Origin of the sequence: Brevibacterium otitidis (assembly GCF_042429315.1) — a bacterium.
In the GTDB taxonomy this organism is placed as follows: Bacteria; Actinomycetota; Actinomycetes; order Actinomycetales; family Brevibacteriaceae; genus Brevibacterium; species Brevibacterium otitidis.
Map to the genome: position 1 here is coordinate 1 of NZ_JBHMAU010000133.1, position 12,912 is coordinate 12,912.

Annotated in this window: 12 protein-coding genes; 6 read left to right on the top strand and 6 right to left on the bottom strand. The window is 68.5% G+C overall.

The window, feature by feature from the left end:
- Positions 1 to 175 precede the first annotated feature (175 nt).
- The gene (gene leuA, locus ACFFN1_RS16375) at positions 176 to 1,963 is read right to left on the bottom strand and encodes a 2-isopropylmalate synthase (RefSeq protein WP_376841966.1); all 1,788 of its coding nucleotides are present in this window, start codon (positions 1,961 to 1,963) and stop codon (positions 176 to 178) included.
- A gap of 219 nt (positions 1,964 to 2,182) precedes the next feature.
- Complete coding sequence (locus tag ACFFN1_RS16380; protein ID WP_376841967.1) at positions 2,183 to 3,475, bottom strand: DUF6636 domain-containing protein; 1,293 nt, start codon at positions 3,473 to 3,475, stop codon at positions 2,183 to 2,185.
- A gap of 100 nt (positions 3,476 to 3,575) precedes the next feature.
- On the opposite strand from ACFFN1_RS16380, the gene ACFFN1_RS16385 reads away from it, so the two are divergent.
- From ACFFN1_RS16385 to ACFFN1_RS16395, 3 genes are read left to right on the top strand one after another with little or no spacing between them, the layout of a single operon-like run.
- Positions 3,576 to 4,478, top strand: coding sequence for a L,D-transpeptidase family protein (locus tag ACFFN1_RS16385; protein ID WP_376841968.1), 903 nt, complete (start codon positions 3,576 to 3,578; stop codon positions 4,476 to 4,478).
- 12 nt (positions 4,479 to 4,490) lie between these two features.
- Positions 4,491 to 5,288 carry a dihydrofolate reductase family protein gene (locus ACFFN1_RS16390; protein WP_376841969.1) on the top strand — a complete coding sequence of 266 codons (798 nt, stop codon included), beginning with the start codon at positions 4,491 to 4,493 and terminating at the stop codon, positions 5,286 to 5,288.
- Between the two features lie 25 nt (positions 5,289 to 5,313).
- A complete protein-coding gene (locus tag ACFFN1_RS16395; protein ID WP_376841970.1) occupies positions 5,314 to 6,303 on the top strand; it encodes a malate dehydrogenase in 990 nt (329 codons plus the stop codon).
- Between the two features lie 57 nt (positions 6,304 to 6,360).
- Here the strand turns inward: ACFFN1_RS16395 and ACFFN1_RS16400 are convergent, their stop codons facing one another.
- Positions 6,361 to 7,743, bottom strand: a complete 1,383-nt coding sequence (locus ACFFN1_RS16400; RefSeq protein ID WP_376841971.1) for an alpha/beta hydrolase family protein — start codon at positions 7,741 to 7,743, stop codon at positions 6,361 to 6,363.
- 166 nt (positions 7,744 to 7,909) lie between these two features.
- Between ACFFN1_RS16400 and msrB the strand changes: the two genes are divergently transcribed.
- Together msrB and ACFFN1_RS16410 are read left to right on the top strand one after the other, a co-directional pair.
- Positions 7,910 to 8,347, top strand: coding sequence for a peptide-methionine (R)-S-oxide reductase MsrB (gene msrB / locus ACFFN1_RS16405; RefSeq protein WP_376841972.1), 438 nt, complete (start codon positions 7,910 to 7,912; stop codon positions 8,345 to 8,347).
- Positions 8,344 to 8,889 carry a GNAT family N-acetyltransferase gene (locus ACFFN1_RS16410; RefSeq protein WP_376841973.1) on the top strand — a complete coding sequence of 182 codons (546 nt, stop codon included), beginning with the start codon at positions 8,344 to 8,346 and terminating at the stop codon, positions 8,887 to 8,889. The genes msrB and ACFFN1_RS16410 overlap by 4 nt, the downstream gene beginning before the upstream one ends.
- Before the next feature lie 20 nt (positions 8,890 to 8,909).
- Here ACFFN1_RS16410 and hemQ read toward each other — a convergent pair whose 3' ends face one another.
- The 3 genes from hemQ to hemE form a co-directional block, all read right to left on the bottom strand.
- Complete coding sequence (hemQ, locus tag ACFFN1_RS16415; protein WP_376841974.1) at positions 8,910 to 9,620, bottom strand: hydrogen peroxide-dependent heme synthase; 711 nt, start codon at positions 9,618 to 9,620, stop codon at positions 8,910 to 8,912.
- Between the two features lie 101 nt (positions 9,621 to 9,721).
- Positions 9,722 to 11,185, bottom strand: coding sequence for a protoporphyrinogen oxidase (gene hemG, locus ACFFN1_RS16420; protein ID WP_376841975.1), 1,464 nt, complete (start codon positions 11,183 to 11,185; stop codon positions 9,722 to 9,724).
- Positions 11,182 to 12,240 (bottom strand): uroporphyrinogen decarboxylase, encoded by a 1,059-nt coding sequence (gene hemE, locus ACFFN1_RS16425; protein WP_376841976.1) that lies wholly within the window; start codon positions 12,238 to 12,240, stop codon positions 11,182 to 11,184. Before hemE ends, hemG begins: the two co-directional genes overlap by 4 nt.
- A gap of 107 nt (positions 12,241 to 12,347) precedes the next feature.
- Between hemE and ACFFN1_RS16430 the strand changes: the two genes are divergently transcribed.
- Positions 12,348 to 12,896 (top strand): HutD family protein, encoded by a 549-nt coding sequence (locus ACFFN1_RS16430; RefSeq protein WP_376841977.1) that lies wholly within the window; start codon positions 12,348 to 12,350, stop codon positions 12,894 to 12,896.
- The last annotated feature ends 16 nt before the right edge of the window (positions 12,897 to 12,912 follow it).

Genomic DNA, 12,912 nt, shown 5'->3' on the forward strand with positions numbered 1-12,912 from the left:
TCCTGGCTCGAAGTTCGAATCAATCGAAACTCTTGCTGAAGTCGGTGTGCAGTCAGCGTCCTACGCCACGATCAAACCTGACTAATTTGAGCCAAGTCAGGTTACACCTACTCGGTACCTGCCAGCATCGTATTGCGCTCACGCCGAGCTCGTGTAGCGGGAAATCAATAACGGCTCACTGCTGGCCGGCGAAGTCCTTCTCATCGCGCATATAGCGGTTGATCGCCGAGACCACGGCCTTGAGCGAGGCCTTCGTGATGTTCGGGTGCAGGCCTGCTCCCCACATCACGCGGTCGCCGATGGCGATCTCGACGTAGGCGGCAGCGGTCGTGTCCGCACCGGCGCCGATCGCATGCTCGGTGTAGTCCTGGACGCGCACGTCGACGCCGAAGTTCTCGTTCATGACGTTGACGAGCGCGTTCAGCGGGCCGGTGCCGTGGCCTTCGTAGGAGCGCTCCTGGCCATCGGTCTCCAGGGTGACTTCGAGGCGCTCGGCGTTCCTGCCAGCGGCATCGTCATCGGCATGCGCCGACTCGGTGCGCAGCGCGGTGATCCGGAAGCGTCCCCAGCGGGTGCTGGGATCGTCCGAGGGCAGGTACTCGTCGGAGAAGATCTGCCAGATCTTGGCTGCCGGCACCTCACCGCCGGCCTCGCTGTGCTGCTGGACGACCTTGGCGAACTCCACCTGCATGCGGCGCGGCATGTCGAGGCCGTATTCGCTCTTGAGCAGGTAGGTCACGCCGCCCTTGCCGGACTGCGAGTTGACGCGGATGATCGCCTCATAGGTGCGGCCCAGGTCCTTCGGGTCGACCGGCAGATACGGCATGTCCCATTCCATCTCGTCGATGGGCACGCCGGCGTCGCGGGCCTTCTTCTCACGGTCGGCGAACGCCTTGTTGATCGCGTCCTGGTGGGAACCGGAGAAGGAGGTGAACACGAGGTCGCCGCCATAGGGGTGGCGTTCGTGCACGCCGATCTGGTTGCAGTACTCGACGGTGCGGATGACCTCGTCGATATCGGAGAAGTCGAGTTCGGGATCCACGCCCTGGGAGTACAGGTTGAGCGCGGTGGTGACGAGATCGAGGTTGCCGGTGCGCTCACCGTTGCCGAACAGGCAGCCTTCGATCCGGTCGGCTCCGGCCATGATGCCGAGTTCGGCAGCGGCCACGCCGGTGCCGCGGTCATTGTGCGGGTGCAGCGAGATCGCGATGTTCTCCCGGTAGGGCACGTGGCGGCAGAACCATTCGATCTGGTCGGCATAGGTGTTCGGGGTACCGCGCTCGACCGTGGCCGGCAGGTTGACGACGGTCTCCCGGCCGTCGGCCGGCTGCCACATGTCGAGGACATTGCCGACGATGTCGAGGGCGAACTCCGGTTCGGTGTCGACGAAGATCTCCGGTGAGTACTGGTAGCCGAAGTCAGCGTCGCCGAGCAGCGACTCAGCGTGCTTCATCACCGCCTGCGTGCCGCGCATCGCGATGTCGCGGGTCTGGTCGTAGCCTTCGCCGTCGAAGCCGAAGACGACCTTGCGGAACACCGGAGCGGTGGCGTTGTACAGGTGGACGGTGGGCATCTTCGCTCCGACGAGGCTCTCGACGGTGCGTTCGATGAGGTCCTCGCGCGCCTGGGTGAGCACGGAGATCCGCACATCACCGGGGATCACGTCCTCTTCGATGATCTGGCGGACGAAGTCGAAGTCAGGCTGGCTGGCGGCCGGGAAGCCGACCTCGATCTCCTTGAATCCGAGGCGGACGAGCAGATCGAACATCGCCCGCTTGCGGTCGGGGGTCATCGGGTCGATGAGCGCCTGGTTGCCGTCGCGCAGATCGGTCGACAGCCAGCGCGGCGCCTTCGTGATCCGCTGGTCGGGCCAGGTCCGATCGCGCATATCGAGGGAGAGGCGGTCGAAGAACGACTTGTACTTGGCGAAGGGCATCGGGGTCGGCTGTTGCAGATGTGCCATGGTGTCTCTTCCTCCGTGGTGTGCGTGGAGACCGGGCCTCAGAGCGGGTGGGCGGGTGGGCCCGGGGAATGTCAGCGACCGGCAGCACGGACTCCGCGGCGAGGATGCGGCCTGAGTCAGGCCTCGCCGCGGCACGGAAGGAGGAGGTTGTGCCTAGCCATGTCTTCACCCTAAGACGCGATGGCGTGCTTCCATCTCCGCGTCCGAGGTGTGAGACGGTCAGTTCTTGAAATCGACGCCGGCGCGGGCGATGGAGAATCCCTTGCCCGATTCCATATGGGTGCATTCGACGCCGCTCTCCTCAGAGGTGCAGCGCATGCCGTGGGCTTCCACGCTCTGCCCGTAGGCCAGCTCCTGGCTGTCTCCGGACGCTGGCGGCGGGTCAGCGCAGGAGAAGCCTGCTCCATCGGCGTTGGCGACGACGACCGAACCCCACGGATCGACCTTGCAGTCATCGGGCTTCTCCGCCTGCGGTTCGTAGTCGAAGCTGGAGATCTCGCAGCGGGCCCGCTCATTGCTGATGGTGCAGGAGATGTTGCCTGAGGGCGTGGTGAAGGCTTCAGCGACCTGTTCGCCGGAGGTCTCGGTCGGTTCCTGGCTCGCCTCGCTCGTCGGTTCGGCGGTGTCAGCCGGTGGCGGCGGGGGCGTCTCACCCTGGACGTCGTCGCTGCGGGTGCTGACGTCCCAGACGATGTAGCCGATGCTGCCGGCGACGATGAGTGCGGCGAGGATGATCGCAATGATGGCCGGGACCGGCAGACCGCCCTTCTTGCGCGGCGGCTGTGCCGGTGGCTGCGGAAACGAGCCGGTCGGCACGCCGGGCGGCTGCCCGAATCCGGCATGCTGCCCGGGACTCGGCGCGCCGTGTCCGGGTGCATATCCTGGTGCCGCTCCGCAGCTCTGGACGGGGCTGTGGCCTTGGGCCGCAGGGTAACCGGGCGGGGAGGCAGCGTAGCCGGATGCGGTGGCACCGTAGGTCTGCGAGGCGGCCGGGCTGACGGCCGGCGGCTGTGGCGGCGGTGGTGGCGCATCGGACGGCTGGCGTGCCGGCCACACCGAGGGTGCTGCCTGCTGTTCGGCGAATGCCTCATCGGCTTTGGTGGCCTTCGGCAGGTGATCACGCGGAATGTCCTGTTCCTGGGTGCCGTCGAGCCTGTCGTCGCGGGTCTCTGCAGCGAGTTCGCGCAGCTCTTCGAGGCTGAGCATCTTCGTCGACTCCGCACTGTCTCCGGTCGCGTCGGCTGGTTCCGTCGCCGGCTGGCCGGCAGGTGCCGTCTGCGGCTGGGGAGGCGCGGCAGGTGTTCCGGTCACCGGCGGCATCGCGGCGGTGGCACCAGCCTGAGCCTGGCTGCCGGACTGTCCGCGGCTTGCGGAACCGGCAGGGTCGGCAGAGCTGTCGGCGCCCGGCTTGGGCTGGCCGACGAAGAGCTGGGTCGTCAGCGACTCCTCGGGTTCGGAGTCGGCGCGGCGGCGCGGCTGCGGCCGGTACGACGGCGGTGGTGGCAGGGTCATAGTGCTCCCAGTTTAGTCTGCTGCCGGTATCCGCATACTCAGGAGGTGACCAGGCGCGCCGGAATCTGCACGGCCCGCTCAAGCATGGAATAATAGCCACATGCCCATCGTGCCGAAGACAGTCCTCCCGGCTGCTGTGCTGACAGCGGCCGCACTGCTCGTCTCCGGATGCGGCGCAGTCGGCAGCGCAAACGCGCAGGCAGCCGCTGAAGGCGCCCCGGTCTCTGCAGAGAGTGTCGGCTCCAGCCTCAGCGCCCCGCAGCTGCAGTCACCCGGTGACTTCCCGGCCCCTGCCGTTCAGGAGCCCATCGAGCCGAACGCAGCCGATTCCGCGCCAGGCGGCGAGGCTTCCAGCAGCACCGACGATGACGCTGTCGTACCCGCCGATGACATCGCTGCCGGCCAGACGTTCCCCACCCTGCCCGGTGTCGGCCCGGAGACCCGCGGCGAAGTGCCCGATACGGCCCGCCAGGTGCTGGTGGCCATCGGCGAGGACGCGAAGGACACCCGGAACCAGCTGGTACTCTACCAGCGTGCTGATGTCGAGGCTGACTGGGAGGCTGTCAAGGTCTTCTCCGCCCACAACGGCCGCAGCGGGTGGGCCGAAGAGCGCCGCGAGGGCGACGGCACCACCCCGGTCGGCGTCTTCGCGCTCACCGACGCCGGCGGAGCCAAGGCAGACCCGAACTCGAAGCTACCCTACACCCAGAACAGCGGCCTGCGCGACGGCGCTGCCCAGGTCTACGGTGAGGACTGGCGCGACGTGTTCGACTATGTCATCGCCATCAACTACAACCGCAAGGCCGGCACCGCCCCGACGGACAACACCCGCCCGATGGGCTGGGATGCCGGCGGCAAGATCTGGCTCCACGTCGACCACGACTCCCCCACCCGCGGCTGCGTGACCGTGCCGACCGATGAGATGCAGTATCTGCTGCAGACCATCGACCCCGAGCTCGATCCGCACATCGTCATGGGTCCTGCCGACCTCCTCGGCCGGTGAGCCAGGCAGCGCATGACGGCACACCCCGGCTTCCCCACCCGCACGACACTGCGCGAGCTCACACCGACACTCCGGCTGCTGCCCTATGAGCTCGGCGAGCCGACGCTGACAGCCCTCTACGATTCCAGCCCGCTGAGCGACCCGCACGGCATGCGCGTGCAGGCGAACATGGTCACCACCCTCGACGGGGCCGTCACCGGCGCTCACGACAGCTCCCGGGAGATCTCCACCCCTGCCGATATGCGGGTGTTCTCGGTGCTGCGCTCCCTTGCCGATGCCGTTGTCGTCGGAGCCGGCACCGCCCGGGCCGAAGGCTACACCCGGCTGGCCGCCAAACGCGCTCACCTCGCCCAGCGCCGCCGCCGCGGCCAGGCCGACGTGCCCGCGCTCGTCCTCATCACCGCCTCCGGGCTCATCGACACCAACCGGCTCGATGCCGCCGGCACCTCCGATGTCATCGTCCACACCTCGTGTGCCGATGAGGTGACGCTGGATCGGCTGCGCGGCTACTGCGGGGACGGCAATGTCGTCGCCCATGCAGACGAAGTCAGCCCGGCAGCGGTGCTCGCTGACCTCCGCGCCCGAGGCATGCGCCGGGTGCTGTGCGAAGGCGGGCCCGCCCTGCTCGGGACCTGGATCCAGGCCGGTGTCATCGACGAACTGTGCCTGACCGTCAGTCCCCTCATCACCGGCACCGGCCCGGGCCTGCTCTCCGGGCCGACCTTCGACCCGCCGCTGCGCGCCCGCCCCCTGTCCCAGCTGACCGATGGTTCGACCGCCATCCACCGGCTGCAGCTGGGGTCCCCCTGATCCACCCCACCGATAGGAGCACATCATGACCCGCACCATCGCTGTCACCGGAGCCGCCGGGCAGATCGGCTACAGCCTGCTCTTCCGCCTGGCTGCAGGATTCGTCTACGGTGATGAGCCGATCCGTCTGCGGCTGCTGGAGGTCCCGCAGGCGCTGCAGGCCCTCGAGGGCGTCGTGATGGAACTCGACGACTGCGCCTTCACCCGGCTCGAAGCCGTCGAGATCACCGATGACCCTGCCACCGCCTTCGACGGTGTCGATGCGGCACTGCTGATCGGCTCGATGCCGCGGAAGACGGGCATGGAACGCGCTGATCTGCTGCAGAAGAACGGCGAGATCTTCTCCACCCAGGGCCGGGCGCTGGTCAATGCCGCCGATCACGTCAAGGTCGTCGTCACCGGCAACCCGGCCAATACGAATGCGCTCATCGCCTCCCACCACGCCCCGGACATCCCGAAGACGCAGTTCACCGCCCTCACCCGGCTCGATCACAACCGGGCGCTGTCGCAGCTGGCGGCGAAGACCACCGAGGTCACCGGTGAGCCTGTGTACGTTCAGGACATCGAGCAGGTCGCCATCTGGGGCAACCACTCCGCCACCCAGTACCCCGACATCTCCCACGCCCGGCTGGCCGGCCGGTCGCTGGCCGAGGTCATCGGCGATGAGGCGTGGGTGGCAGATGAGTTCGTGCCGACGGTCGCCAAGCGCGGAGCTGCGATCATCGCCGCCCGCGGCGCCTCCTCGGCCGCCTCGGCTGCCCACGCGACGCTGGAGCACCTGCGCGACTGGGAGCACGGCAGCAGCGGACGCTGGGTGTCGATGGCCGTGCACTCACAGGGTGAGTATGATGTGCCGGCCGGGCTCGTCTCCTCGTTCCCGGTCGTGTGCACAGGCGGCGGCTATGAGATCGTCACCGGTCTGGAGATCGACGCGTTCTCCCGGCGGCGCATCGACGCCTCGGTCGCTGAACTGCAGGCCGAGCGGAACACCGCCCAGGACCTCGGCGTCCTGTGAGCCGAAACGTCCTGTGAGCCGGAACGTGCTGTGAACCCGAGCCTGCCGGCTGTTCGATCAGCGGTCGACGGGCCGTTCCAGGCAGCCGTCGCCACGTCCGAGTTGCCGGTTGCTCATATCGAGCAGCCGTGACGTCTCCTGGCCGGCTGTGTCACCCGATGCCGCGGCCGGGTCAGACCGCGTGGGCGACGTGCTTGCCAGCCGGGCCGGTGCCGCCGGTTGCTGACGGCTGGGAAGCGGGCTGCGCAGCACCTTCGATTCGAGGAAGTTCGCCACATCATCCGACCAGCGCTCCGGGTCGGTGTTCCACTCCTTGGTGTGCCGGCCCTTGGTGTAGCTGGGCATCGTCACGAGGTCGCGGCGCACATTCGCCAGCGCGTGCGAGGGACCGGTGGGCACGAATTCGTCGGTTTCGGAATGGATGAGCAGCAGCGGTGTGTCCAGTTCGGCAGCCCGCGTCAGCCAGTCCATCCGGTCGAGGTCGAGCGGGGTCTCCAGCCCGGTGATCCGCCTCGCCCACGGGCGGGTGATCATGTCAAGCGTCAGCCGTGCGATCGGGGTGGGCAGGAAGTTGAGTCTGGCCTGGTGGTCGAGCACGTTGTACCAGTCGACGACCGGCCCGTCGAGGACGAGAGCGCGGACATGGTCGCGGTTGCGGCCGCGCGAGGCGGCCTGGAAGGCGATGGCCCCTCCCATCGACCAGCCGAAGAGCACGACGTTCTTCGCCCCGCGGGCCAGCGCATAGTCGATGGCGACATCGACGTCGAGCCATTCGGTGTCCCCCAGCCCGTAGCGGGCTGACCGGCCGACCCGCACCTCGGCGTCGTTGCGGTAGGCCATCGCCAGTGCCGGCATGCTCAGCGAGTCGAGCACGGGACCTGCGCGCAGGCACTCCGCGCGGGTGGCACCGCGGCCGTGGATGAGGATCGCCCACGTATCGCTGGGCTTTTCGGCCGTCGTCGGCAGGTACCAGGCCGGCAGCTCGCCGACATCGGAGACGAGCGCGATGTCCTCATACGGCAGGTTGAGCTGTTCGGGATGCGAGTAGAACTGGCCGGTCCAGCGGCCCCACCGGGCGGTGCGCAGGTTGCCTGCGGTCACTCCCAGCACTTCGCGGGAGACAGTCTGGGAGACCGGGTCGTATTCGACGATGTCGCCGAGCTGGGCATGACCGGTCGCGGAGTCGAAGTACAGGCCGTAGCGTCCGTTGACGAGGGTGTCGTCGGTGGCCGGCAGGTGGACGCGCATATCGTCGTCGAAGCCGTCGACGTGCAGGATCTCCAGGTCTTCGGGTGCGTTCTCGGGGACGACGATGCGGCGGGCGAAGTAGGCGGCCAGACCCGATGAGGCCACGGAGACGAGCGCTCCGACGGCCAGGCCGATGCCCGCGCCGGCGGCGGTGAAGCGCAGAGCCCGATTCTTGAAGTCCACGTCAGTCATCACTGCTCCCTCCTGTGTGCCCATCCTACTCACCTGAGATGACCGCGGATTCCAGGAAGTACAGAGGATCTCAGCAGCTCTGCCTGCTTGCCGCTGCCGGGCCGGTCGCTGATAGCGTGTGCGCATGCGTGCATCTGCACATGCTCGTGTGGGAGGAGACGAGACCATGACCGATTCGACCCGTGCTCAGGACACCGCCGCAGACGGCAGCGCCACGGCTGCTCGCAGCGAACGCGACTGGCAGGAGATCCTCTCCCCAGCCGAGTTCGCGGTGCTGCGCCAGGGCGGGACCGAGCGACCCTTCACCGGCGAGTACACCGATCACACCGCCACCGGCACCTATTCCTGCCGGGCCTGCGGGGCGGAGCTGTTCCGCTCGGAGACGAAGTTCGACGCCCACTGCGGCTGGCCGGCGTTCTACGCGCCGCTGGCCGAAGACCGGGTGCGCTACATCGAGGACCGGTCGCTCGGCATGGTGCGCACGGAGGTGCGCTGCCGGGCCTGCGATTCCCACCTCGGGCACGTGTTCTACGGAGAGGGCTTCGGCACCCCCACCGATGCCCGCTTCTGCATCAACTCCATCTGCCTGGACTTCGCCGAGTGAGCGAGCCTAGGGCCGGTGCCGCGCCGCTCATCCGCAAGCCCTTCACCGAGCTCAGCACGACAGAGCTGTACGGGATCCTGCAGCTGCGCTCTGCGGTGTTCGTCGTCGAGCAGAGCTGTGTGTTCCTCGACCTCGACGGCATCGACACTCTGCCGGAGACCGTCCATGCCTTCATCCCGCAGCCGACCCGCGCGGCCCGGGACTCCCATGGTGCGCAGTCGGGGCTGTCTCTCATGCCAGCCGCCTACGCCCGGGTGCTGCCGCTGAGCTTCCCTGATGGCCCGGCCAGCGCCCCGGATGCCCGGTCGATCGGCCGGGTGGTGACCGACCCCGAGGTGCGGGGCACCGGGACGGGGCTGCGCCTGCTGGGTGCGCTGGTCGCCGTCTACGGGAACGCGCCGCTGGTGATGAATGCGCAGAGCCATCTGGAGGGCTATTACGGGCGGCTCGGCTTCGTGCCGAACGGCCCGCGGTTCATGGAGGACGGGATCGAGCACACCCCGCTGCGCCGTGACCCGGGGCCCGAGGCGCCCTCCAGCTGAGCCAGTGGTCTCCGTGAGGGTCAGCGCCAGAGAGCGATGATGTCAGCGAGATCCTTGCGCGGTCCGGTGAAGAACGGAATCTCCTCGCGCACGTGCAGGCGCGCCTCGGTGTTGCGCAGATCGCGCATGAGGCTGATGATCCGGTCGAGGTCATCGGCTTCGAAGGCGAGCAGCCATTCGTAGTCGTTGAGCGCGAAGGCGGCGATGGTGTTGGCCTTGACGTCCTTGTAGCCGGCAGCGGCCATGCCGTGGTCGCGCAGCATCTTCGCCCGCTCCTGCGGGTCGAGCAGGTACCAGTCGTAGGAGCGCACAAATGGGTAGACGCACAGGTAGTCACCTGGGTTCGGATCGGTGAGGAAGGCCGGCAGGTGCGCCTTGTTGAACTCGGCCGGACGGTGCTGGCCGATGCACGACCAGACCGGGTCGAGCAGCCCGCCCAGCAGCGAGCGGCGCACAACGGAGTAGGCCTGCTGCAGCAGTTCGACGCTGGGGGCATGCCACCAGAACATGAGATCGGCATCAGCGCGCATCGCCGAGATGTCATAGGTGCCGCGCACAACGAGATCCTCATCGGCAAGCGCTGCCAGGCCCTCATCGAGCTCGGCAGCGAGCTCAGCGCGGTCGGCATCGCCGAGCTCACCGGCGACGGCGAAGACGCTGTAGCCGGCGTAGCGGATCTCCTTGTTGAACTTCTCGATCTGTTCGGCGGTGGGCTGAACGTAGTCAGACATTTCTTCGTTCCTCTCTGCGGCCAACAGCGGCCATGTCTGTGCGGGCGGTTCAGGGTCAGTGGGCGGTTCAGGGTCAGCGGGCGGATTCGGTGGATGGACGTTCAGTGTGCTGCGGCGGCTCGGGGTTCGGCGCTGAGTGCTGCGGCGATCCGCGCGGCTTCGCTGGCGGCGCGCCGGAGGCACACCGGGATGCCGACGCCGTCATAGGCGGAGCCGGCCAGGCCGAGGCCCGGATGGTCGGTGAGCGCAGCATCGATGGCGCGGCTGCGGTCCAGATGCCCGGGCCGGTACTGCGGCAGCGACTGCGTCCAGCGCTGCACCTCGATGTGGCGACAGGCGACCGTGCTGCCGGTGATGTCGCGCCAGTCGGCGAGCGCGCGGGCGGCGAGCTCCGCATCGGGCAGGTGCTGCCAGGCATCCGGGGAGTCGCCGTAGCGACCGACGCTCATCCGCACCACAGCCGTGCCTGCAGGAAGCGCGTCTTTCAGCCACGGCCACTTGTTCGAGGCGAAGGTCGAGGCTTTGATGAACCGGCCTTCGGTGGGCGGGATGAGGAAGCCGGAGCCGGACAGCGGTGCATCACCGGTGTCCAGCACGGCGGTGACGACAGCCGAGTCGGCATAGTCGATGGCACCGAGGACGCCTGCGATCTCGGCATCGACATCGGCGAGGATCGAGGCTGCTGCGTAGGCGGGAACGGCGAGGGCGACGGCCTCGGCTGGAAGGTGCTCCTCCCCTGCGCGCACCGACCAGCCAGGCTCGCCGCTGCCCGGCTGGCCCGGCTGCAGGGCGGTGACGGGGGTGCCGACTTCGATGCGCACGCCGCGAGCGCGCAGGTCATCTGCCAGGGCGGTGATGAGCCGGCTGATGCCCCCGCGCAGAGTCATGAACACCGGTGGGGCGTCGGCGCGGGCGGCGCCGGGAATGTTCGCACCCGATGCCGCGCTGCGCTGGGCGCGCACCGTTCTGACGGCGTCGATGACCGAGGTGCCGGTCTGGGCTGCCGGCAGCAGCGCGGGAATCGTGGCCGCCATCGACAGCTCGCGGCAGCGTCCGGCGTAGACGCCGCCGAGCAGCGGGTCGACGATGACATCGGCGACGGCATCGCCGAGGCGGGAGGCGATGAACTCGCCGACGGCCACATCCCCTTCAGCAGGGTCGGTGAGCGTCTCTGCCTGGGCGCGGTCCACCTCGGCGGCGGTGAGGATCCCGGCCAGGCTGGCCGGGTCGCTCGGCACGCCCATGAGCGTGTCCTTCGGCATCGCATGCATGGTGCCGTGGACGTACAGCTGGGAGGAGTGTTCCCGGGAGGGGAACTCCAGGTCGAGGCCGAGCTCAGCGCACAGGCTCGTGGTCTCGGGCCTGAGGAACAGGCTCGCCTCGGCACCGACGTCCGCGCCGCCAGGTGCCGCGCCGCCCAGCGTCGAGGACTTGAGGCAGCCGCCGAGGCGCTCGGAGGCTTCGCAGACGGTGATCTGGGCTTCCGGCAGCGCGACCGCCAGCCGGTGGGCGGTCGCCAGTCCGGAGATGCCGCCGCCGACGATGACGATGCGCGCTGCGCTCACTGCAGGTCGTCTCCGCTCAGCAGTGCCGAGGAGATGCGGTGGACTTCTTCGACGATCCGGCCGGGCACCTCGGGGTCGGTGGTCGGCAGGACGCCGTGGCCGAGGTTGAAGATGTGGCCGCCGGGGTGGGCGAAGCCGGCGCGCACGATCTGCTCGATGCGCGGCTGCAGCGCCTCCCACGGGGCGAAGAGCAGCGCCGGATCGAGGTTGCCCTGCAGCGCCTGGCCGGGCTTGAGGCGGGCGGAGGCGTCGGCGAGGTCGACGCGGTAGTCAGCGCCGACGACATCGGAACCGGCTTCGGACATCGCAGGCAGCAGCTCACCGGTCTGCACCCCGAAGTGGATGCTCGGCACATCGTGGCCGGCAAGCTCGGCGAAGACGCGCGCCGAATGCAGCAGCACGTGTTCGCGGTAGTCGCGCGGATTGAGGAACCCGGCCCAGGAGTCGAAGAGCTGGAAGGCCTGCGCGCCGGCGCGCAGCTGCACGTCGAGGAAGGTCGCCGACATCGCCGCGAGCTTGCCGAGCAGCTGAGAGAACATCTTAGGGGCGCCTGCCATCATCGCCTTGGTCTTCTCATGGTTACGGCTCGGGCCGCCTTCGATGAGGTAGCTGGCGAGCGTGAACGGGGCGCCGGCGAAGCCGATGAGGGCGGTGTCCTCACGGGTGGCGAGCTCAGCGGCGATGCGCGAGATCGATTCGGCGATATCGGGCATCATCTCGGCGGTGAGCTCCGGCAGGCTGTCGACATCGGCCTGGGTGCGCACCGGGTGTGCGATGACCGGGCCGACGCCGGGTTCGATGACGACGTCGACACCGGCGGCCTGGAGCGGGACGACGATATCGGAGAAGAAGATCGCCGCGTCGACATTGTGGCGGCGCACCGGCTGCAGGGTGATCTCGGCGACGAGATCAGGGGTGCGGCAGGCTTTGAGCATCTGCGTGCCCTCGCGCAATTCGCGGTATTCGGGAAGGGAGCGGCCGGCCTGTCGCATGAACCAGACAGGGGTCCGGTCAACCGGCTGAGAGCGCGCCGCACGCACGAGAGTCGTCGTCATGCCCCCTATCGTCTCACTTGTCGCCTGAGGGAGGAAAGGCGTTCGCCCTCCAGAACAACCCGTCTCACATGGCTCGGTGTGCGGCGGCTGCGGCTAGGCTTGCCGGTATGACTTCTGCGCTGCGTCCCATCGCCTCTGCCGCCGAACTGCCGTCTGTGCCCTGGGCCAATGGGGCCGGTTCGACGATCGAACTCGTCTCCCTCGACGCCTCGGCACAGCTGACCCCGGACCTGCCGCGCTGGCGGGCTTCGATCGCCACCCTCGAACAGCCGGCGGAGTTCTCCGCGCTGCCGGGCGTGCGGCGGATCTTCCGGCCGATCGGCAGCGACCTCGTCCTCCTCATCGACGGCACCCGCCATACAGTCGCCGACGGCCAGGCCTGCCTCTTCGACGGCGCGTCGATGACGGGCCTGGTCGAGCTCGACCGGCCGTGCCGGGCGGTCAACCTCATGATCGCCGCGCCCGAGGCGCCGGTCGCCGCAGCCGAGGTGGTAGTCGCCGGATCGTCCAGCGCACCTGAGCCCGTTGTCGACGGGACCTTCGCCCTCACCCTCGGCGACTCCCACCTCGGGCCCGGCTTCACCCTGCTGCGCACAGACGAACCGGCACCCGGCGGCATGAGCGAACATGCCGGGGTACCGGTGCTGCGGTTCTGAGCAGCCGCAGCTGCAG

Excerpts from the sequence above, each read along its gene's own strand:
- leuA (WP_376841966.1), bottom strand. The coding sequence starts at position 1,963 with ATGGCACATCTGCAACAGCCGACCCCGATGCCCTTCGCCAAGTACAAG.
- ACFFN1_RS16380 (WP_376841967.1), bottom strand. The coding sequence starts at position 3,475 with ATGACCCTGCCACCACCGCCGTCGTACCGGCCGCAGCCGCGCCGCCGC.
- ACFFN1_RS16385 (WP_376841968.1), top strand. The coding sequence starts at position 3,576 with ATGCCCATCGTGCCGAAGACAGTCCTCCCGGCTGCTGTGCTGACAGCG.
- ACFFN1_RS16390 (WP_376841969.1), top strand. The coding sequence starts at position 4,491 with ATGACGGCACACCCCGGCTTCCCCACCCGCACGACACTGCGCGAGCTC.
- ACFFN1_RS16395 (WP_376841970.1), top strand. The coding sequence starts at position 5,314 with ATGACCCGCACCATCGCTGTCACCGGAGCCGCCGGGCAGATCGGCTAC.
- ACFFN1_RS16400 (WP_376841971.1), bottom strand. The coding sequence starts at position 7,743 with ATGACTGACGTGGACTTCAAGAATCGGGCTCTGCGCTTCACCGCCGCC.
- msrB (WP_376841972.1), top strand. The coding sequence starts at position 7,910 with ATGACCGATTCGACCCGTGCTCAGGACACCGCCGCAGACGGCAGCGCC.
- hemQ (WP_376841974.1), bottom strand. The coding sequence starts at position 9,620 with ATGTCTGACTACGTTCAGCCCACCGCCGAACAGATCGAGAAGTTCAAC.
- hemE (WP_376841976.1), bottom strand. The coding sequence starts at position 12,240 with ATGACGACGACTCTCGTGCGTGCGGCGCGCTCTCAGCCGGTTGACCGG.
- ACFFN1_RS16430 (WP_376841977.1), top strand. The coding sequence starts at position 12,348 with ATGACTTCTGCGCTGCGTCCCATCGCCTCTGCCGCCGAACTGCCGTCT.